At 38.1% G+C, this 20848-nt stretch carries 19 protein-coding genes; 5 read left to right on the top strand and 14 right to left on the bottom strand.

The genetic code is table 11. The annotated features are described in order from the left end of the window. Nucleotides 1-57 precede the first annotated feature (57 nt). The 4 genes from arcC to ptcA form a co-directional block, all read right to left on the bottom strand. Nucleotides 58-987, bottom strand: coding sequence for a carbamate kinase (gene arcC, locus IGL90_RS02445; protein ID WP_002355590.1), 930 nt, complete (start codon nt 985-987; stop codon nt 58-60). A gap of 11 nt (nt 988-998) precedes the next feature. Next, nucleotides 999-2096, bottom strand: a complete 1098-nt coding sequence (gene aguA, locus IGL90_RS02440; protein ID WP_048737360.1) for an agmatine deiminase — start codon at nt 2094-2096, stop codon at nt 999-1001. Beyond that, a complete protein-coding gene (locus IGL90_RS02435) occupies nt 2089-3465 on the bottom strand; it encodes an APC family permease (protein WP_002355588.1) in 1377 nt (458 codons plus the stop codon). Before IGL90_RS02435 ends, aguA begins: the two co-directional genes overlap by 8 nt. A 66-nt stretch (nt 3466-3531) precedes the next feature. After that, nucleotides 3532-4551, bottom strand: a complete 1020-nt coding sequence (gene ptcA, locus IGL90_RS02430; protein WP_002355587.1) for a putrescine carbamoyltransferase — start codon at nt 4549-4551, stop codon at nt 3532-3534. Between the two features lie 397 nt (nt 4552-4948). Between ptcA and IGL90_RS02425 the strand changes: the two genes are divergently transcribed. Continuing rightward, nucleotides 4949-5794, top strand: coding sequence for a helix-turn-helix domain-containing protein (locus IGL90_RS02425; protein ID WP_048737409.1), 846 nt, complete (start codon nt 4949-4951; stop codon nt 5792-5794). 40 nt (nt 5795-5834) lie between these two features. On the opposite strand, the gene IGL90_RS02420 is transcribed toward IGL90_RS02425, so the two are convergent. The 8 genes from IGL90_RS02420 to IGL90_RS02385 form a co-directional block, all read right to left on the bottom strand. Beyond that, a complete protein-coding gene (locus tag IGL90_RS02420; RefSeq protein ID WP_002355583.1) occupies nt 5835-6152 on the bottom strand; it encodes a thioredoxin family protein in 318 nt (105 codons plus the stop codon). A gap of 139 nt (nt 6153-6291) precedes the next feature. Further along, on the bottom strand, nt 6292-6420 hold the full coding sequence (locus IGL90_RS02415; protein ID WP_002355577.1) for a hypothetical protein: 129 nt from the start codon (nt 6418-6420) through the stop codon (nt 6292-6294). Next, the gene (gene rlmD, locus IGL90_RS02410; RefSeq protein WP_002368027.1) at nt 6421-7794 is read right to left on the bottom strand and encodes a 23S rRNA (uracil(1939)-C(5))-methyltransferase RlmD; all 1374 of its coding nucleotides are present in this window, start codon (nt 7792-7794) and stop codon (nt 6421-6423) included. Between the two features lie 199 nt (nt 7795-7993). After that, complete coding sequence (locus IGL90_RS02405; protein WP_048737362.1) at nt 7994-9082, bottom strand: diacylglycerol kinase; 1089 nt, start codon at nt 9080-9082, stop codon at nt 7994-7996. A gap of 18 nt (nt 9083-9100) precedes the next feature. Beyond that, entirely contained in the window at nt 9101-10531 is a 1431-nt protein-coding gene (gene gatB / locus IGL90_RS02400) for an Asp-tRNA(Asn)/Glu-tRNA(Gln) amidotransferase subunit GatB (protein WP_002355571.1), read from the bottom strand. Next, nucleotides 10531-12000 (bottom strand): Asp-tRNA(Asn)/Glu-tRNA(Gln) amidotransferase subunit GatA, encoded by a 1470-nt coding sequence (gene gatA, locus IGL90_RS02395; protein WP_048737364.1) that lies wholly within the window; start codon nt 11998-12000, stop codon nt 10531-10533. The genes gatB and gatA overlap by 1 nt, the downstream gene beginning before the upstream one ends. Next, nucleotides 12000-12305: an Asp-tRNA(Asn)/Glu-tRNA(Gln) amidotransferase subunit GatC gene (gene gatC, locus IGL90_RS02390; protein WP_002355569.1), complete on the bottom strand. Its 306-nt coding sequence runs from the start codon at nt 12303-12305 to the stop codon at nt 12000-12002. Before gatC ends, gatA begins: the two co-directional genes overlap by 1 nt. Before the next feature lie 317 nt (nt 12306-12622). Beyond that, on the bottom strand, nt 12623-12709 hold the full coding sequence (locus IGL90_RS02385) for a hypothetical protein (RefSeq protein WP_306173767.1): 87 nt from the start codon (nt 12707-12709) through the stop codon (nt 12623-12625). Between IGL90_RS02385 and IGL90_RS02380 the strand changes: the two genes are divergently transcribed. Then, complete coding sequence (locus tag IGL90_RS02380; protein ID WP_002382998.1) at nt 12675-12890, top strand: hypothetical protein; 216 nt, start codon at nt 12675-12677, stop codon at nt 12888-12890. The genes IGL90_RS02385 and IGL90_RS02380 overlap by 35 nt on opposite strands. On the opposite strand, the gene ligA is transcribed toward IGL90_RS02380, so the two are convergent. Both ligA and pcrA read right to left on the bottom strand, forming a co-directional pair. Next, nucleotides 12887-14917: an NAD-dependent DNA ligase LigA gene (gene ligA, locus IGL90_RS02375; protein ID WP_048737366.1), complete on the bottom strand. Its 2031-nt coding sequence runs from the start codon at nt 14915-14917 to the stop codon at nt 12887-12889. The genes IGL90_RS02380 and ligA overlap by 4 nt on opposite strands. A gap of 125 nt (nt 14918-15042) precedes the next feature. Next, complete coding sequence (pcrA, locus tag IGL90_RS02370; RefSeq protein ID WP_048737368.1) at nt 15043-17301, bottom strand: DNA helicase PcrA; 2259 nt, start codon at nt 17299-17301, stop codon at nt 15043-15045. Between the two features lie 164 nt (nt 17302-17465). Between pcrA and IGL90_RS02365 the strand changes: the two genes are divergently transcribed. The 3 genes from IGL90_RS02365 to pfkB all read left to right on the top strand — a co-directional run bounded on the left by IGL90_RS02365 (nt 17466) and on the right by pfkB (nt 20830). Then, on the top strand, nt 17466-19025 hold the full coding sequence (locus IGL90_RS02365; protein ID WP_002358694.1) for a ClC family H(+)/Cl(-) exchange transporter: 1560 nt from the start codon (nt 17466-17468) through the stop codon (nt 19023-19025). A 138-nt stretch (nt 19026-19163) separates the two neighbouring features. Further along, the gene (locus IGL90_RS02360) at nt 19164-19916 is read left to right on the top strand and encodes a DeoR/GlpR family DNA-binding transcription regulator (RefSeq protein ID WP_002381250.1); all 753 of its coding nucleotides are present in this window, start codon (nt 19164-19166) and stop codon (nt 19914-19916) included. Beyond that, on the top strand, nt 19913-20830 hold the full coding sequence (pfkB, locus tag IGL90_RS02355) for a 1-phosphofructokinase (protein WP_002363177.1): 918 nt from the start codon (nt 19913-19915) through the stop codon (nt 20828-20830). The genes IGL90_RS02360 and pfkB overlap by 4 nt, the downstream gene beginning before the upstream one ends. Nucleotides 20831-20848: the final 18 nt, after the last annotated feature.

Genomic DNA, 20848 nt, shown 5'->3' with positions numbered 1-20848 from the left:
AGATAGTCCGCTAAATGCGTTTGTTTTAGTCTTTTGTGAAAGTTAAATACTGAGAATTTATTGTGTAATTCGTGTACCACTTTCTCCTTTGATTGCTTCCGAAGCTAATTCTAAAAGCCCGATAATCGCCTGGCGGTTTGGTTTACTTTCTGCAAAACTGATGGCCGCTTCTACCTTAGGTAACATACTACCTGGCGCAAATTGATTTTCTTCTATATATTGTTGCATTGCCGTAACCGTAACATCGGTCAAAGCTTGTTGATTTGCTTGACCAAAGTTAACAAAAACATGTTCCACTGCAGTTAATACCACAAAAACATCTGCTTCAATGAGTTCAGCCATTTTTGCTGCCGCAAAGTCTTTATCAATGACTGCATCTACACCATGATAGACTGGACCATCATAGGCAATAGGAACCCCGCCGCCACCACAAGCAATTACGATTTGTCCTGCATCAACAAGTGTTCGCAAGCTAACTTTTTCGTAAATATCGACTGGTTTTGGTGAAGGAACTACCCGTCGCCAGCCTCGACCCGCATCTTCTTGATAGACGTTCCCAGTTTCCGCCATCAACTGTTTGGCTGTTTCTTCGTCATAATAACCACCAATTGGTTTTGTTGGTTTTGTAAACGCTGGGTCTTTTGGATCCACCACGACTTGTGTAATTAACGTAACAACTGGTTGTTCCCCTAAATTTCTGGCTACTAGTTCTTCATCAATTGCTTGTTGTAAATGATAGCCAATATAGCCTTGGCTCATTGCTGTGCATTCAGGAAACGGCACGACATCTTCTGGAGATTGACTCGTTTCCTCAAAAGCTAAGCGAATTTTGCCAACTTGTGGCCCGTTGCCATGAGCAATCACCACTTGATGGCCTTGTTCAATTAAATCAACAATGGATTTTGCAGCGGTTTGTGCTTTTGCCAATTGTTCTTTCGAAGAATTTCCTAACGCATTTCCACCTAATGCAATCACTATTTTTGACATCTGTTTCCCTCCTAGCGCTTTGGTTCTTGTTGTGTGATACAGTGAATATTGCCGCCCCCATAAACAACTTCTACCGTATTAACGCCGACAATTTTTTTATCTGGGAACATCGTTTGAACTTGCTCTAAAGCCAAACGATCATTTTCATCACCATACTGTGGCACAATCACACCATCATTTGTAATTAAAAAGTTCATATAGGATGCGATACAAATATCGCCGTCTTCTCGTGGCATGGTTCCTTCCACGAAATCAATTTTGAAGGAGCCTTGAATAGTTACATTTTTGACAGGACAGCATAATTTGTGGACTTTTAATTGGCGTCCTTTAGCATCAGTCATTTTAAGCAAACGTTGATATGCATCTTGTGCCGCTTCATAAAATGGGCTATTTTGATCTTCGGTGTAAATACAAGCCACTTCACCAGGTGCAATAAAACAAGCTACATCATCCACGTGACCATTGGTTTCTTCTGGGTCAATTCCATCACCTAGCCAAAGAACTTTTTCAACATTTAAATAGTCGCATAATTTTTGTTCGATTGCTTCTTTTGAAAGTTGTGGATTTCGACCTTCACTTAATAAGCACATTTCTGTAGTCAAGACTGTTCCTTGTCCATCTACGTGGAATGAACCGCCTTCTAAAACAAAATCATCTGTACGATAAGAATCTACATGCTCAATTTCACAAATTTTTTGTGCAACCAAATTGTCTTGGTCCCAAGGGAAATATAAACCATCTACTAATCCCCCCCAAGCATTGAATGTCCAATCCACACCACGGATTTCTCCATGGTCGTTAATGACAAATGATGGTCCACAATCACGGACCCAGGCATCATTGTTTGACATTTCGTAAACCGTAATTTCTGGCGGCAATTGGCGACGGCAATTTTGAAATTGTTGTTGAGAAACCACCACATTCATCGGTGTAAATTGACTAATTGCTTTGGCCACATTAGTAAACGCTTCTTGGACAGGTTTACCACCATCACGCCAATTATCCGGTCTTTCTGGCCAAATCATCCAAACTTTCTCTTGTGGTTCAAATTCTCCTGGCATTCTAAAGCCATCTTGTTTAGGGGTACTTCCTACAATTCGTTTAGCCATTTTCTTTCGTTCCCTTCTTAATTTTTTTCACGTAAATAATTACTTCACCAAACAGAATAAAAATGATTGCCCCAATTGTGATTGGTAACTTTTCATTTAATGCTGCGGGACTAAAATCTAAAGGCACTGCTGTGAAAATCAGTGAAATAATAATCATAATCATTGGCAAAACCACTAAAACTTTTAAAAATCCTGGTTTTCCGTTAACTTTAAACGGACGTGGTGTATCGGGATCAATTTTTCTAAGCTTATAAAAAGCTGGGAAAACTGGGATATACGATAACAAGAATAGGACGACATTCAAGGAGAAAAAGGCCCAGAATAAATCTTGATTAGGTAAAATTGGTGCTAATACAATGACCACCGATGCCACAATGCCATTCATCAAAGCAGCCCCAATTGGCATGTCATTTTTCTTACTACGTTTTTCAAAAAATTTAGGCATGTCACCATTTTCAGCAGCATAACAAGCTGTATTATTGACTCCTAATGACCAAGAAATCATGTTGCCGAACAACGTAAGAAGGAATAGGAAAGCCATCAACATAATGAACCAACCTTCTGTCGAGCCTGTCAATAGTTTAAAGCTATCCATCATACCACTGCCGGTACTAATTTGATCGGTGGGAATCGCTACCCCAATTCCAAAGGCTGAAAAAATATAAATGGCCGCAATGACTAACCCCGCTGCTACAATAGCTTGTGGAATTTGCTTCTTAGGATTTTCCATATCATCTGCAAACGTACAGATGACTTCAAACCCTAACAAATTAAAAATGATTACAGAAATAAAAGATAAACTCCTTAAGTCAAACGTTGGCAGCATTGATTTCAAGGTAAATTCATTGGCAACACCTTTCGTCAAGGCTACATACAATCCTAGCCCACCAATTAAGACTGCTAAAACCATCTTGATTACGGCAGCTCCATTTAGAATCCAGATACTGTCGCTGACTGGATAAAAACTAATCCAAACCACAATCCAAGTAAAAATTAATTCAACAATAATCATCATCGGTGTTGAAAACTTAATACCTGTAATTGTCGTTAATAGTTCTGGCGTCATAACGGCTAATGAAGCTAGCCACAATGGATAATTAATCCAATAATACCAAGAAACTCTGGCACCCCAACGATGACCATATGCTTTGGTCACCCAATCATAGATGCCCCCTTCACCAATATAAGTTGTTCCTAATTCTGATGAAATTAACCCATATGGCAATAGGAATGCAATTAATAAGAAAATCCACCAAAAAAACTGAGAATTACCAATTGCAGCAACAGGCGCCGCTGCTTCAGCAACGAAAACCACACAGATGACTGATAAAATGGCACTCGTTAAACTAAATTTCTTTTTCCCCTCCATGAAGACTCTTCCTCTCTTTATAAACTGTCCACTGATTCATTTTTTCAATCAGTGGACAGTTGGCCGTTAAATGCTTTGAGTGTCTAAGAAAACTTCTAGTTCTTTTTTCGCTTCTGCTTGCTTGATTAAATCATAAGGATTTTTTGCTTCATAATCATTCATAAGATATACTAATAAGCCACGAATAGATGTTAAACGGTTTTCTGCTTCATCGAAACAAATAGAATTTTTACCGTCAATCACTTCATCAGTTACTTCTTCCCCACGTGTTGCTGGTAAACAGTGCATGAATTTACAATTGGCTCCTGCCCGATCCATCATTTCTTGATTCACTTGATATTTTGGATAGAAAACCTTCATACGTTCTTCTTCAGATAATTCCGCTTCGTACAAGCCATACCAAACATCCGTGTACAAGAAATCAGCGCCTTCAACAGAACTTGCATCATCTGTGACCAAAAAGCTACCGCCTGAAACTTCACAATTTTTTGCTAATTTCGCTTGATGCTCTTCATTTAATTGGAAACCTTCTGGACCGAAGTGAACAAAATTCATGCCCATTTTTGTTGTGATTAATCCTAAAGAAAAACAAACTTGTGTCGCATCTCCGACAAAGACAACTTTACAATCTTCTAATTTTTTGCCTTCTGGTAAATGCTCAACCATGGTACACAAATCACCTAATTCTTGGGTTGGATGATTGTAATCAGACATACCGTTAATGACTGGGATGGTAGCACAATTAGCTAAATCAACAATACTATGGTGACGTTCCACACGAGCCATCAAAATATCTACTAAACGTGACAATACGCGGCTGGTATCTTCAATCGTTTCATGTCCCCCTAATTGAATTTGACCAGGTGCTAAATATTCGCCATGTCCACCTAATTGTTCCATTGCAGTTTCAAAAGATACTCGTGTTCGAGTTGAAGATTGTTGGAAAATCATTCCTAAAGATTTGTTTTTTAACAGTTGCGGATAATACCCATTTTTAATCGCTTCTTTAATTTTTAATGATAAATCGACTAAGTAGTGCATTTCCTCTTTCGTATATGTTTCTGTTGTAACGTAATCTCTTTTCATGATGTGTTCCTCCTAAAGTTGTTTTTGTTTACACATTGACTTTACCAAGTTTAGCGAAGAGTTTACTATCCGCCAAAAGTTAGAAAACGCTTTCTTTTTTTGCGTGATTTTTCATTAAAAAAAGTTTATTTATGGTTATAAACCATTGGTACACCAGGGGTTTATAAAAGTTTAGGCGGATTTCTCTCTAATTTCTGACCAATCATAGATTTGAAAATGGTATAATTATTTTGAAAAATCATTCACTTAAAATAAAAGATGAAAGGGGTTTCCAATCGTGACATTTGTTTTTATTTATAACATCTTGTTGATTATTTTATACTCGTTTACTTCAACCTTTACCTTAAATCTTTACTTGAAAAATAAACAACCGATTTTTTTATTGCTTCTCTTTTTAATGATTATTTTTATTTGTGACAATGTGATTGTTTATATGACTGAGTTCATTAATTCGTTTGCAACCGAATATAATCAGACCTTTATGACCGCACCTTTTTTAAAGACCATCATTTTTATTTGTTGTAATTTTGCCTATCTGGCTATTATCAATACTGTTAGTGGTCGTCCTTTTAAAAATTATCAATTTGTCTGGTTATTTTTAATTGGTTTATGGATGCTAGCTATTCCATTTTCACAAAATTCCGCCTTAAAAGTTTGGTTGTACTATTTACCCAATCAGCTATTTTTAATTTACCTTGGATGCTATGCGCTCTATCAATTACGAATAGATCCTTTATCAGCCCTTGCGAAAAAATATCTTCGTTTTATTGGTTGGCTAAGCATTGGTTTCGGTGTGGCGATTCTTTTGGAAGATACCTTCGTTATTTTTAACATTGACCAATATTCTGATATTGTCTTTAAAATTAACAACCGAAACGTTTCTGAAGATATTTATACAATCATTCTCTCCATCGCCATTATCTACTTCTGTAATCGTGATTTTCCTCTGTCGGTTCTTGAAAAAGACGCTGCTAAATTGGAAGAAAATCAATCAGATGAACCCGTACTTTTGGCGCCTTTTTGTGATGCCTATCAATTAACGCAGCGAGAACGAGAAGTGCTTTCGTTACTTTTAGAGTGCAAAACAAATCAAGATATAGCCAACGAACTATTCCTATCAATCGGGACAGTAAAAACACATATCCACAATATTTTCGTTAAATTAGAAGTAAACAAAAGAGCAGAAGTTTTTGTCAGTTATCAACTTTTTTCTCAACAACAAACTGAACATTTAGCGAGATAATTAAAAAGGAAGTCTCCGTGATCGGTGGCTTCCTTTTTGATTAACTATTTTCTTGCACTTGTCGAACTCTCTTTTCAATTTCTTGAAAGTTAATAATTTTAGCTTGGCGATGAATTTCTTTTCCTTCATAGTATAAGATAATGGTCGGTGCAGAAAAAGCATTTAATTGTCCAATTATTTCTGGACTTTTATCAGCTTCTGCAATGTATGTAGGAAATTCATATTTTGTTGCAATTTTTTCGACAATCGGTTTATCAACTGTACAAACACTACAATTTTTTGCTGTCAAAAAGACGGCTTGTAGACGATTGTCTGTAATTTTTTCTTCTAATTCTTCTAATGTTGTTACATATTCCACTGAATAGCCCTCCTTGTCTTTTGTCTAAAATAACAGATTTACTAGCAAAATAACAACTTATTTGTTTGGTTAGGAATGCTTTAACAAAAAAGTTGCCGCCCATTTCATTAATGGGCGGCAACTTTTTACTGATAACCGCTTATTTATTAAAAATTTTAGGCCCTTTGCGCATGTTTTTACGATCATTTTTGGGAGTTTCCATTTTTTTAGAACGGCCACCACCTTGTTTCTTTTTAATTAATTCTAACATTTTTTCTTTTTCATTCATTTAATCCACCGCCTTTGTTAATAACGTGACAGATTCAATGTGGGTCGTTTGTGGGAAATTATCCACTGGTTGAATTTCTTTTGCTTCATAGCCACCTTCTGTTAATAATGCAATGTCGCGAGCGAGTGTGGCTGGATTACAGCTGACATAAACAATTCGTTTAGGTTGCGTTTCAATTAATGTGTTTACTAATTGACCGTCTAACCCTTTCCGTGGTGGATCCACCACCACAACATCTGGTTGCAAGCCATTTTCAACTAATTTTGGCAATAATTCTTCCGCTAAACCAGCCGTGAAAGTGGCATTCTCAATATTGTTTAATTTAGCATTATTTTCTGCATCTTTGACCGCTTCTTCAATTACTTCAATACCGTAAACTTGCTTTGCATCTTGGGCTAAAGTTAAGCCAATCGTCCCAATCCCACAATAGGCATCCACCACAATTTCATTGCCTGTTAAAGCCGCATACTCTTTGACTTTTTGATACATCACTTCTGTTTGTTGTGGATTTACTTGATAAAATGAACGCGCGGAAATTTCAAATTTCAAATCAAAAATAGTATCTGTAATTTTTTCAGACCCATGTAATAAGATGGTTTCGTCGCCAAAAATGACATTGGTTCGTTTTGGATTTACATTTTGTACAATGCTGACTACTTCCGGAATAGCTTCCAAAATATCTGGCACAATTTTACTAATTGGGAATAATTTCGGTGTTCTCGTAATTAGAACAACCATCATCTCCCCAGTATGGTAGCCACGACGAACGACAATATGGCGTAAGTTCCCTGTATTATCAGATTCGTTATAAGGTTTTACGCTATATTTACGCATAATGTCACGGATTTTAACAATTGCTGCATCAATTTCGGGGTCTTGAATATAGAAATGTTCCATCGGAATTAAATCATGGCTATTTTTCCGGAAAAAACCTGTTTGTAGTTGGTTGTCAATTTTACGCACGGGAATTTGTGCTTTGTTCCGGTAATGCCACGGATCGTTCATCCCAATTGTTGGTAAAACAGGGACTTCTGGCAATTTAGCGACACGTTGCATAACATTTTCGACTTGTTGCGTTTTAAATGATAGTTGGGCGCCGTACGCTAAATGTTGCAACGGACTAATCCCGACTTTTGTAAAGTTTTCATCTTTCACGGGCACACGCTGTTCACTGCTTTTTAGGACAGTCAATACTTTCCCATAACCAAAACTTTTGCCTGTTTTTAAGACTTTGATTTCAAGTTTTTCACCTGGTAAGGCATTTTCAATAAACAATGGATAATGGTCCACTTTTGCCACGCCTAAACCTTCATGCGTCAAGTCAATGATTTCTACTTCAATGACGTCATTTTTCTTTACTGGATAATTTTTCATAAGTCGCTCCTTCTTTTTATACACTTCACTCATTCTAATGAAAATACCTAAGAAAAGCAACAACGAATTTTCATGGCGATTTAGCAATTTCGTTTGAGCTTTTTAGGTAAATAAAAGAATGAGATCCTTTCCCTTAGTCAAAAAATAGCCAATGAAAGATCTTATCAACTAAATCTTTCATTAGCTATTCACGGACTACCTATTGCTTTTCTTTTTCGGCAATCTTTCCATCGCCATCAATATCTTCGTCTGTTAGTCGTTCAACTTCTTTGACAAATTCTTTGCTGGCTTCGTTATATGCTTCTTCCTCTTCGTCTTCTGATTCTACGACAATCTCATCGCTACCAGTTAAGACAGAACCCATAATTGCATTGGACGGCAGTGCATCACCATTTGCAAAAATTTCAATGTGTTGATGCATATTTTTAAAGGTCATTGGAGCATCGCCACCATATTCACCATCTAAATTAATCATCATTTTATTGTTCTTTTCTAACGTTTCTGCATGTAAATAGCTAGTCTTTGTATAGATTAGTCGATGATCATCAACATGCTTTCCACCATTTAACATTAACGCAACTAAATGAAGAATCTCAAAAATATTGGCTGTTTTTACAATGATTAATGAAAACTTACCATCATCTAATTTAGCGTCTGGTACGATTTGCTCGAACCCCCCCACCGAGTTAGTCAGCCCTAGGAAAAACATTGAGGCGTTGCCTTCGTACACACCTTCATCATACGTCATGCGCATTTTAATCGGCTTCACTCGCGGCAACATTTCGGCTCCTTTGGCTAAGTACGCTAAGTAACCAAAAATACTTTTCAACTCTGATGGAACTTCATAAGTCAGTTCCGTTAAATGACCACCCGCCGCAATATTGATAAAGTAATTTTTGCCGGCTTGCCCAATATCCATTTTGACAGTTTGATTTTTTTTAATCACTTCTGCTGCCTTAACGATATTATCACGAGGAATCTTCAATGCCCGTGCATAGTCATTCGTCGTTCCAGCAGGAATAATGGCCATTTTAGGTCGCCGCTTCAACGGAGCTATCCCATTCACGACTTCATTAATGGTCCCATCTCCACCTGCTGCTACTAGTAAATCAAATCCTGCACGCGCAGCACGATGTGCTTCATTGCGTGCCGAATTTTCTTCTGGTGTGGTCGCAAATGCACTGGCTTCATAACCACATTCTTCTAAAATAGATAAAATATCGGCTAAGTTCTTTTTAATTAACTCTTTGCCTGACGTTGGATTATAAATCACTCTAGCTTTTTTCATGGTTTGCCTGCTACTTTCTTATCGTTTTGAAAGCTCTTCTTGCAATAACTTGTTAACCACACCTGGGTTTGCTTGTCCACGAGTTGCTTTCATAATTTGTCCAACAAGGAAACCAACTGCACGGTCTTTTCCGTTTTTAAAGTCATCAATTGATTGTTGGTTGTTGTCTAAAACTTCGTTAATCATTGGTAATAATTGCGCTGGATCAGATAATTGAACCAAACCTTTTGCTTCGACAACTTCTTTAGCGTCTCCACCGTTTTCAATTAACTCTTTGAACACTTTCTTCGCAATTTTCGAGCTGATTGTGCCATCGTTAATCAAAGTAATCATACCCGCTAGATTTTCTGGTGTTAGTTTAGTATCGGCTAATTCAACTTTTTCACTGTTTAAGTAAGCAGAAACTTCGCCCATTAACCAGTTTGATGCTTGTTTCGCATCTGCACCGTTTACTAAAGTTGCTTCAAAGAAATCTGACATTTCTTTCGTTAAAGTCAAGACCATTGCGTCGTATTCAGGTAACCCTAATTCACTGATATAACGGGCACGACGTGAGGCTGGCATTTCTGGCAAACTAGCGCGAACTTTTTCAATCCATTCATCATCAATTGAAAAACGAGGAACATCTGGCTCTGGGAAGTAACGGTAGTCACTTGAGCCTTCTTTAACACGCATAAGCAACGTTGTACTAGTTGCTTCATCAAAGCGGCGTGTTTCTTGTTGAATTTCGCCACCAGATAATAGGACTTTGGCCTGGCGTTTTTCTTCATAAGCTAAACCTTTTTTTACAAAGTTCATGGAGTTCAAGTTCTTTAATTCCGCTTTAGTACCAAATTCTTCTTGACCATACGGACGTAAAGAAATATTGGCATCACAACGCATAGAACCTTCTTCCATTTTCACATCAGAAACTTCTGTAAATTGGATAATTGAACGCAACGCTTCTAAGTAAGCATACGCTTCTTCTGGTGAACGCATGTCTGCTTCAGAAACGATTTCAATTAAAGGCGTGCCTTGACGATTCAAGTCTACATAAGAATAGCCATCTGTGCCGTGAATATTTTTCCCAGCATCTTCTTCTAAATGCACCCGTTCAATGCGAATTTTTTTCTTTTTGCCTTCGACTTCAATTTCAATCCAACCATCATGTCCGATTGGTTGATCAAATTGAGAAATTTGGTATGCTTTCGGGTTATCTGGGTAAAAATAGTTTTTACGGTCAAAATGTGTTTCTTTTGAAATTTCACAGTTCAAGGCAAGTGCTGCTTTCATGCCAAATTCTAAGGCACCTTTATTCATGACAGGCAAAACACCTGGGTAACTCCAGTCAACCACATTTGTGTTGCTGTTTGGTTCTGCTCCGAAATGCGCTGGCGCAGAGGAGAAAATTTTAGAGTTGGTTTTCAATTCTACGTGGACTTCTAATCCAATGACAGTTTCAAAGTTCATTAATCGTTCCCCCCTAAAATGACTGGTTTTTTCGTATGGAAATCTGTCGCTTGTTCAAAAGCATAGGCTGCTTTATACATTGTATGTTCGTCAAAATGTTTTCCAATAATTTGTAAACCAACTGGCAAGCCTTCTGAGAAGCCTGCTGGAATGGACATGCCTGGTAGTCCTGCTAAGTTGACAGGAATGGTTAAAATATCATTCATATACATTGTGATTGGATCATTGATGTTTTCCCCTAGACCAAAGGCAACTGTTGGTGTGGATGGGCCAATGATTAAGTCATAATCCGCAAAGACATTCTCAAAATCTTGTTTGATTAGTGTACGGACTTGACCAGCCTTTTTAAAGTGCGCATCATAATAACCAGCACTTAAAGAGAAGGTTCCTAACATAATCCGACGTTTAACTTCTGTTCCGAAACCTTCAGAACGTGAATTAACATAGACATCTTCTAGATTTTGGACATTTTCGGAACGGTAACCATAACGAATACCATCAAAGCGTTGTAAGTTTGAACTTGCTTCTGAAGAGGCAATAATATAATAAACCGCTACGCCGTATTTAGAATGTGGCAAACTAACTTCTTCCACCGTTGCTCCTAAAGATTTAAATGTTTCTGCTGCTTTTAATACCGCTTCACGAACATCTGGGTGTACCCCTTCACCTAAGTATTCTTTTGGTAAAGCAATTTTCATGCCTTTGATGTCGCCAGTTAAATCTGCCGTAAAATCAGGAACAGAAACGCCTGCAGAAGTGCCGTCTTTTTCGTCATAACCACTAATTGCATTTAAAGCTAAGGCATTGTCTTTAACATTTCGTGTCAATGGACCAATTTGGTCTAAACTTGAAGCAAAAGCAATCAAGCCAAAACGAGACACACGTCCATAAGTTGGCTTCAAGCCCACAATACCGTTGAATGCGGCTGGTTGGCGGATACTGCCACCTGTATCGCTCCCTAAAGAAACTGGGACTTGTCCGGCTGCGACAGCAGAAGCTGAACCACCAGAAGAACCACCAGGGACTTTCGTTTGATCCCAAGCATTTTTTGTTTTCTTGAAGTAAGACGTTTCCGTACTTCCGCCCATGGCAAATTCATCCATGTTCAATTTTCCGACTGGAATCATATCCGCTTGATAGACTTTATCCATCACGGTCGCATCATAAATTGGGTCAAAATTGTGTAACATTTTTGAGCCAGCTGTTGTTAAAATATCTTTTGTGACAATGTTGTCTTTAATCCCAATTGGAATCCCAGCTAATGGATTACTTTCAGTGATGCCTTTTAAGTCAATCGCTTTGGCTAATGCCATTGCTTTTTCTTCACTAACTGTGATAAAAGAACCTAGTTGTTCTTCTGTATTTTGAATACGATTTAATGTTTCTTCGGTTAAATCAACTGCAGTGATTTCTTTTGAGACCAATAAATCATGTAACTCTGTTAACGATTTGTCGTATAATTTTTCCATTAGGCTCCTGCCTCCCCGTTATCCATAATTGCAGGCACTTTAATGTAACCATTCTCTGATTCCGGAACATTCCGCATTAATTCTTTACGGTCCATTCCTGGTGTCGCTACGTCTTCACGCATGACATTGATTGATTCATTCACATTTGAAGTAAAAGGAACCCCTGTTGTATCTACTTCTTCTAGTAATTCCACCATATCAATAATTTTATCTAGTTGATTGGTAAAGTCCGCTAATTCTTCTTCGGAGAAAGATAATTTTGATAATTTAGCGACATGTTTGACTTGTTCTTCTGTAATTGCCATAGATACCCTTCTTTCTATCATTTACTGAAATTTTCATTTTCAGATTAATCAATTGGATTGTATTTCTTTAAACAGCTTAGCACAGCTGCTCACTCTGTTCCCATTCTACCATAAAATGGTCGGATATTTTAGATGAAACCTTGAATTTCATTGATAATTTGTCGCTCGCAAAAATGACGGAAATATGTTATTATGAAAATGAAAAGAGAGATATGCAGGAACATACCTCTCTAATAGCCACTACCAGTTATAAGAACTGGTGGCTTACTGAGTTATTGGTTTTATTTCAAACGCTTAACCGTTCAGCTCCTCAAAGCTTATGAACGGTTATTTTTGTTGTCTAAGACAAGCGCTAAGATACCGAAGATAATGGTCACAACAAGTGTTGCAAAACCAATCATCAGTCCTAGCGCTGCTTCAACGGACAAAAACATTGCTCCTTTCGTTAAAGTAAGAAGAATTGCGCATAAGCATCAACCTCCTTTCTCAACTCAGAAAGTCCTCGTTCATATAACTTTTATGACTAAAATAAGTATACCATCAAATTACTACATAAAATCTGACAACGTTAATTTTTCTTCTTAAAAATGACTTGCATCTAACGCATCGACCATTTCTTGTTCATTCCAAACGGTCACGCCTAAGCTTTCAGCTTTGGTTAATTTACTGCCTGCATCTTCGCCAGCAACCACAATGTCAGTTTTTTTCGAAACACTCCCTGTAACTTTTCCACCAAGATTTTCAATTTTTTCTTTGGCTTCTTCGCGAGTGTACTGCGTTAATTTTCCTGTTAAAACAACTGTTTTGTCTTTGAAAGGTGACTCCACTTCTGCTAATTGTTCTGTCCGGAGACCTTTATATGTCAAGTTCACTTGGGCTTTTTCCAGTTCAGCCATTAATTCATGAACTTCCTCATTTTCAAAATACGTCACAACGCTGTCTGCGATTGTTTCGCCAATTGAATCCAAAGCCACAATTTCTTCCGCAGTTGCTCGACTTAAGGTTGATAAATCACCAAAATGCTCCGCTAAAATTTTCGCCGCTTTCGCACCCACATGGCGAATCCCTAAGCCAAAAATCAAACGTTCGACAGAGTTTTCTTTACTCCCTTGAATGGCAGTATAAATGTTGTTTGCTGATTTTTCTTTGATTTTATCCAAAGTCATTAACTGTTCTTCTGTTAAGAAATACAGATCCGCTACGTCTTTCACTAATCCTTTGTCATACATTTGTGCTAACACTCTTGGCCCCAAGCCATCAATGTTCATTGCGTTTCGTGAGACAAAGTGATTCAGCCCTTCTTTAATTTGCGCAGGGCATTTTGGATTAATACAACGTAACGCCACTTCCTCATCTAAATGCACCAACTCACTATGACAAATTGGACAATGTGTCGGCATTTCATAAGGCTGACTATCGGCTGCACGTTTTTCAACTAGGACTTGCGCTACTTCTGGGATAATATCGCCGGCTTTGTAAATAATAACATGATCATTTAAACGGATATCTTTCATTTGAATAAAATCTGCATTATGCAAACTTGCCCGACTAACCGTGGTTCCCGCGACTCGTACAGGAGCCATGACCGCAGTAGGAGTGACCACTCCCGTGCGCCCAATTGTCCATTCAATATCTTCCACTACTGTCTCTGCTTCTTCTGGTGGAAATTTGTAGGCAATCGCCCAGCGAGGTGCTTTGACAGTGAAACCTAATTCATCTTGCAACGCAAATTCGTTCACTTTAATCACAATTCCATCGATTTCGTATGGCAAAGTGCTCCGCTTTTCATGGTATTCTTCAATGTAGGCCCAAACTTCATCGATTGACTGACATAATTGACGTTCAGGATTGGTTCTAAAACCAATTTCAGAAAGCTCTTCTAATGCCTCAAACTGCGTCTTCGCTTTCATCGGTCCAAAGTCAGCAACTGTGTATAAAAACGTATTTAAGTTCCGTTTCGCCACAATTTTTGTATCTAATTGGCGCAAACTTCCCGCCGCTGCATTCCGAGGATTGGCAAAAATATCTTGGCCATTTTCTTCACGTTCTTCATTCAACGCGACAAAGGATTGTTTAGGCATGTAGCACTCGCCACGAACTTCCACTGAAATGGGCTCCGTTAAACGCATCGGTACAGAGCGAACCGTTCGTAAGTTCTCTGTAATGTTTTCACCAACCGTTCCATCGCCTCGTGTTGCTCCGCGTACAAACACCCCGTTTTCATAACGTAATGAAATTGCTAACCCATCAATTTTCAACTCGCAACAGTAAGCAACGGGTTTACCAATCGCCTTACGAACACGTTCATCAAAAGCAAAAATGTCTTCCTTGCTAAACCCATCATTTAAACTATACATTGGAATGTCATGCGGAGCTTTTTCAAAACCAGATAAAACTTTGCCACCTACACGTTGTGTCGGCGAATCTGGCGTGATTAAATCAGGAAACTCCGTTTCAATATCGACTAACTCTTTATACAAACGATCGTAAACATAATCTTCTACGGATGGTTGATCTTTGACATAATATTCATGGGAATATTGATTGAGTTGTTTTCTTAATTCTTGCGCACGAGTTGTCGCCGCCGTTAATGTTAATGGTTGTTGTTCCATCGTAGAACTCCTCCTCATAAGTGTAATGCTCTTATCGTCTTTTTAACACATTTACACTAAGATAGAAAATAAAAAGAATTTATCTAATGATGCTTTCTCATTAAATCGCTGACCTATTTTGCATGTTAAATTTTTTCAATAGGTGCAAATGCCGCTAACAACCGTTTAATGCCTTTTTCTGGGAAAGCAATGTCCAACTCTAAGTCTTTGGCCGAACCGCCTACACGAACGACTGTACCAACGCCCCATGCTTTATGTTGGACCTTATCACCTGCTTGCCAAGAAACTTTTTCGCCACCACTTGCCACTTTGTTGCTAACTGATTTTGTAGCTGGCTGTGCATAAGCTGGTTTACTTGCACTGGGCTTGAATACTTTAGGATCAAAGGTACGCGCTGGAGCTTTCTGTAAATTGGCCGCCGCCCCTTGTTTCATTAAACGCTCCGCCTCAATTTCTTCTAAAAAGCGACTTGGTCGATTATATTGCGTGCGACCATATAATGTTCTCGAATAAGCATTCGTTAAGAACAGGGCTTCTTCCGCTCGTGTGATACCAACATAAGCCAAGCGCCGTTCTTCTTCCAGTTCACTTTCTTCTAGCATGGCACGTGATAATGGGAAAACCCCTTCTTCTAAGCCCATTAAAAAGACCACTGGAAATTCCAGCCCTTTGGCCGCATGCAACGTCATTAAGGTTACTTGTGAAGAGCTCTCTTCTAAATTATCTAAATCAGAAACCAAGGCTAAATCTGTTAAGAAATCCGCCAATTTTGTTTCTTCGCCATTTGGATCGTCGTTATTTTGCGCTTCAAAACGTTTATCAAATTCTTGTGTCACAGATAAAAATTCGTCCAAGTTTTCTAAGCGAGCTTGAGACTCTAAATTATTTTGCGCCATCAAAGCTTCCCGATAACCACTACGTTGTAAAGTTTCTTTCACCAATTCTGTAATCGTTAAATAGGGCACTGTTTTCGTTAAGTCTTGAATCATCATGCCAAAATTACCAAGCTCTTTACCCGCTTTTCCTGAAATATTTGCCAAATCAACATTTTGGGCAGCTTCCAGCAAAGCCCAACCATGCGTATCCGCAAATAATCGTAATTTTTCAATTGAACTTTTACCGATTCCTCGTTTTGGTTCATTGACAATTCGTTCAAAGCTGATTGAATCATCTGGATTGGCAATCAAACTTAAATAAGCCAAAATATCTTTAATTTCTTTACGGTCGTAGAATTTATGTCCGCCCACCATGGTATACGGAATATTAGATTTCAAGAGCATTTCTTCCACTACACGGGATTGAGCATTGGTCCGATATAATACCGCAAAATCACCATAAATTCGGTCATTTTCCCGCATTTCTTTTTGGATTTGGCTCACAATAAATTGTGTTTCATCCCGTTCTGTGTCCCCACGATAATAGACAATTTTTTCACCGTCTATATTTTCTGTCCACAGTTCTTTCTCGCGGCGGTTACGGTTATTTTTGATGACATCATTCGCAGCCGCCAAAATGTTTTTGGTGGATCGATAATTTTGTTCTAGCAAAATTACACTGGCATCTGGATAATCTTTTTCAAAATCCAAGATATTTTGCATATCCGCCCCGCGCCAACCATAGATACTTTGGTCGGCATCACCTACGACACACAGATTTTTGAAACGTGCAGCTAATAAATTGACTAAGGTATATTGTGCATGATTGGTATCTTGGTATTCATCCACATGAATATAGTGAAATTTATTTTGGTAGAACGCCAACGTATCTGGTTGTTCATTGAATAAACGAATCGTATTCATAATCAAATCATCAAAATCCATACATTGGTTTTTGCGTAATTCTTTTTGATAGGCTTCATAGCATTTTGCGACAATTTCTTCATATAAGGAACCTTGCATTTCAGCAACTTTATCAGGCGTTTGTAATTCATTTTTGGCATTGCTAATCGTACCTAAAATTGAGCGAGGATCATATTTTTTTGAATCAATATTTAAGTCGTTTAAGATGCGTTTCATTAATGTTTTTTGTTCCGATGGGTCAATAATTGTAAAATTACGGTTGTAACCAATCTGATCCACATCACGACGTAAAATTCTTACACACATGGAGTGAAAAGTGGAGACCCATACATCTTCGCCACCCGTTTCCAGTAATTTATTTACACGCTCTTTCATTTCTTTAGCAGCTTTATTGGTAAACGTAATCGCCAAAATATTCCATGGATTTACTTCTTTTTCCTCAATTAGATAGGCAATTCGGTGTGTTAAAACCCGCGTTTTTCCACTACCAGCACCAGCCATGACTAACAGTGGTCCTTCTGTATGCAAAACGGCTTCTTCTTGTCGAGGATTCATTCCCTGAACCAAGGCATGTTTTTGTGTCATATTAAACGTCCTCTCTCTTTTTTCAATCTTATACAGTATACCAAAAATCCCTTTGAAGTTCTTTAGAAAAGAACAAAAAATCTTTTTCTTTTTATATGAAATTTTCTTGTAAATCAAGTCAAACCGCAGTACATTAGTAAGTAGTGATGGAGGCTAAAAATGAAATGAATAATGATGTACATGAAATTAAACAATTAGATGGTACCCGAATCGGCTTTATCCTTAAAGGCATCGTCGTCGGAATTCTGGTCGGCTTTGTTGTCAGCTTATTTCGCTTAGGCATTGAAAAAATTGGCGAACAAGTCGTGCATCTGTATCAAACGTTTCACGAAAAACCCTTTTGGATGATTCCTTGGTTCTTATTTTCTCTCGTGCTTGCTTATTTATTAGGACGACTGATCAAAAGCGAACCAGCAATTAAAGGCAGTGGCATTCCCCAAGTGGAAGGACAACTTCAAGGTCAATTAGAAATTCACTGGTTTCCAGTGCTTTGGAAAAAATTTATCGGTGGGATCTTAGCGATTAGTCCTGGGCTATTTTTGGGACGTGAAGGTCCTTCAATTCAACTAGGTGCAGTGGTTGGACAAGGCTATAGTCAATGGCGGCAAAGCACCAAGTCTGAAGAAAAAATTTTAATCAGTAGTGGTGCCAGTGCTGGTTTAGCCGCCGCTTTTAACGCACCAATCGCAGGACTTTTATTTGTTCTAGAAGAGGTTCACCATTCCTTTTCACCTTTAGTTTGGTTAACCTCTTTTTCTGCGGCCATTTCCGCTAACTTTGTTTCTTTGCATTTCTTCGGATTGCAGCCAGTTCTTTATATTGGTCCGGTTAAATCTTTGCCTTTAGAGTACTATTGGACATTAGTCCTGCTGGGCGTTTTGCTAGGATTATTAGGTTGGATATATCAAAAAACATTGTTGTCCTTACCAAAAGTATATGGAAAAATCAAAGGCCTTTCTTCTAATTATTATGGTTTTGTTCCTTTTATTTTGATTTTACCGATTGGTTATTTCTTTCCACATTTACTTGGCGGTGGGAATCAAATTGTTTTAGCTTTAGGCAATCAACCGGCCACGATTTGGGCTTTAGTCGGCTTACTGGTTTTACGTTTTGTTTTTTCAATGGTTTCTTACGGTTCGAATCTCCCTGGTGGTATTTTCTTGCCTATTCTAACTTTAGGTGCCATTATCGGAACATTGTATGGCAGTCTACTTGTCCAATACGTAGGGATGGATCCAATTTTTGTGAAAAACTTTTTAATTTTTGCCATGGCTGGTTATTTTACTGCGATTGGTAAAGCACCGTTAACAGCGATTATTTTAGTAACAGAAATGGTCGGCAATTTTTCTCATTTAATGTCTTTAGGGGTTGTTGCTTTAGTTAGTTATATTACCATCGATAGTCTTGGCGGCAAGCCAATTTATGAAAGCTTATTAGAACGTTTGGTTCCTTCTAAAGTAAGTAATATTCGTGGCCACAAAACGATTATTGAATTACCTATCACTGCAGAAAGTTCCTTAGATGATACGATGGTACGTGATTTTGTCTGGCCTAAACAAATGTTGCTCACTTCCATTCGCCGTGGCGAATCGGAAATTTTAACACATGGTGATACTGTTATGCATGTTGGCGATGTGCTCATTATTTTGACCGATGAAAAACTCGCTTACCAAGTCAAAAAAGAGATTTATCAAAAAACTTTACCGAATGATTTAGTGAATTAAAGAAAGCTGCTGAACTCAGGTTCAGCAGCTTTCTTTTTTTCTTATGACTGTTTTTTAATTTTTTTGAATGTTTTTGACCGTTTTAGATTGATTAGCGTTTTCATTTGTGCTATTATATCCATGAAATGAGGGATGAAAATGCTTACGGAAGAACGACATCAAAAAATTTTACAATTGTTAGATCAAAAATCAGTCGTCAAATCACAAGAACTTGCTAGCTTATTCAATGCTTCAGAATCCACAATCCGCCGCGATTTACAAGAATTAGAAGACGCCAATTTGTTAGAACGCATTCACGGCGGAGCTAAGCGTATTCTTAATTTAGGCTTTGAACAAAACATGACGGAAAAATCAATCAAAAACACGCACGAAAAGCAAAAGATTGCTTCTTTAGCCGCTAGTTGTGTACAAGATGGCGATATGATCTATTTAGATGCTGGTTCAACCACGTTAGAAATGATCCCTTTTTTAGTTGGGAAACAAATCCATGTAGTGACAAATTCCGTGCATCACGCTGCAAAACTTAGCGATATGGAAATTCCCACTATTATGCTTGGTGGTACTTTGAAGCTCTCCACTAAAGCAATCATTGGTGCCACTAGTATGGAACAGCTACAACATTTTCGTTTTAACAAAGCTTTTTTAGGAACTAACGGCGCACATTTAGAGTTTGGTTTAACGACGCCTGATCCCGAAGAAGCAGCGCTAAAAGCCTTGGCTATTCATCAAGCAGAAACAGCCTATGTTTTACTGGATCATACAAAATTTAATGAAGTAACGTTTACCAAAGTGGAAGAATTAGAGTCAGTTACTTTACTAACTGACTACTGCCCTGCTGAATCGCTTCAAGGATTCCAGCAAAAAACTATTTTAATGGAGGCAAACAAATGATTTACACAGTGACTTTAAACCCTTCTATCGACTTTATCGTTCATGTCGATCATCTACAAATTGGTGATTTAAATCGGATGACGAATGATTTTAAATTACCTGGCGGCAAAGGAATCAACGTTTCACGTATTTTAAAACGTATGGAGACAGAATCCACTGCCTTAGGTTTTTTAGGTGGTTTTACAGGCTCATTCATTGCTGATTGGTTGAAAAAAGAAGAAATCCAAACGAATTTCACTCCCGTGTCTGCTGATACACGAATCAACATTAAATTGAAATCAGATACTGAAACAGAAATTAACGGCTTAGGACCTGCTCTAACAAACGAAGAAATTCAAGAACTAAAACAAGCAGTTAGTCGTGTTCAGGCTGGTGATATTGTTGTTCTTTCAGGAAGTACACCTGCTTCTCTACGCAAAGGATTTTACGAAGAATTAATCCAAATTGTGAAGGAAAAAGGCGCAGAATTTGTTATTGATACGACAGGTGAAGATTTAATGAACGCTTTGTCACAAAAGCCTTTATTGGTCAAGCCAAATAATCATGAGTTGGCAGAATTATATCATACAACCTTTACAAGTGTTGAAGACATTTTACCTTATGGACATCGGTTACTAGAAGAAGGAGCGCAACACGTAATTATCTCAATGGCTGGTGATGGTGCATTACTTTTCACAACAGAAGGTGTTTATCGTTCCAACGTTTTAAAACGTCCACTGAAAAATTCTGTCGGCGCTGGCGACTCAATGATTGCTGGTTTTATTGGCAACTTTTCAAAAACACAAGATCCTTTAGAGGCTTTCAAATGGGGTGTCGCTTGCGGTAGCGCGACCGCATTTTCTGATGATTTAGCCTCAGAAGATTTTATCCAAGAACTTATTCACGAAGTAACAATTGAAAAAATTTCAGAATAAATCCACTAAGGGAGGAAA

This window comes from Enterococcus sp. DIV1307a, from assembly GCF_050537425.1.
Classification (GTDB): domain Bacteria; phylum Bacillota; class Bacilli; order Lactobacillales; family Enterococcaceae; genus Enterococcus; species Enterococcus faecalis.
This window is presented reverse-complemented; position numbering and strand designations above follow the sequence as displayed.

Bases quoted from the DNA above. Each gene is read 5' to 3' on its own strand.
- IGL90_RS02405 (WP_048737362.1), bottom strand. From the start codon at position 9,082: ATGAAAAAAGCTAGAGTGATTTATAATCCAACGTCAGGCAAAGAGTTA.
- gatB (WP_002355571.1), bottom strand. From the start codon at position 10,531: ATGAACTTTGAAACTGTCATTGGATTAGAAGTCCACGTAGAATTGAAA.
- ptcA (WP_002355587.1), bottom strand. From the start codon at position 4,551: ATGAAAAGAGATTACGTTACAACAGAAACATATACGAAAGAGGAAATG.
- arcC (WP_002355590.1), bottom strand. From the start codon at position 987: ATGTCAAAAATAGTGATTGCATTAGGTGGAAATGCGTTAGGAAATTCT.
- IGL90_RS02380 (WP_002382998.1), top strand. From the start codon at position 12,675: ATGGTCACAACAAGTGTTGCAAAACCAATCATCAGTCCTAGCGCTGCT.
- IGL90_RS02365 (WP_002358694.1), top strand. From the start codon at position 17,466: ATGAATAATGATGTACATGAAATTAAACAATTAGATGGTACCCGAATC.
- IGL90_RS02425 (WP_048737409.1), top strand. From the start codon at position 4,949: ATGATTATTTTTATTTGTGACAATGTGATTGTTTATATGACTGAGTTC.
- IGL90_RS02415 (WP_002355577.1), bottom strand. From the start codon at position 6,420: ATGAATGAAAAAGAAAAAATGTTAGAATTAATTAAAAAGAAACAAGGT.
- gatC (WP_002355569.1), bottom strand. From the start codon at position 12,305: ATGGCAATTACAGAAGAACAAGTCAAACATGTCGCTAAATTATCAAAA.
- aguA (WP_048737360.1), bottom strand. From the start codon at position 2,096: ATGGCTAAACGAATTGTAGGAAGTACCCCTAAACAAGATGGCTTTAGA.
- IGL90_RS02360 (WP_002381250.1), top strand. From the start codon at position 19,164: ATGCTTACGGAAGAACGACATCAAAAAATTTTACAATTGTTAGATCAA.
- ligA (WP_048737366.1), bottom strand. From the start codon at position 14,917: ATGGAACAACAACCATTAACATTAACGGCGGCGACAACTCGTGCGCAA.
- pcrA (WP_048737368.1), bottom strand. From the start codon at position 17,301: ATGACACAAAAACATGCCTTGGTTCAGGGAATGAATCCTCGACAAGAA.
- pfkB (WP_002363177.1), top strand. From the start codon at position 19,913: ATGATTTACACAGTGACTTTAAACCCTTCTATCGACTTTATCGTTCAT.
- rlmD (WP_002368027.1), bottom strand. From the start codon at position 7,794: ATGAAAAATTATCCAGTAAAGAAAAATGACGTCATTGAAGTAGAAATC.
- IGL90_RS02435 (WP_002355588.1), bottom strand. From the start codon at position 3,465: ATGGAGGGGAAAAAGAAATTTAGTTTAACGAGTGCCATTTTATCAGTC.
- gatA (WP_048737364.1), bottom strand. From the start codon at position 12,000: ATGGAAAAATTATACGACAAATCGTTAACAGAGTTACATGATTTATTG.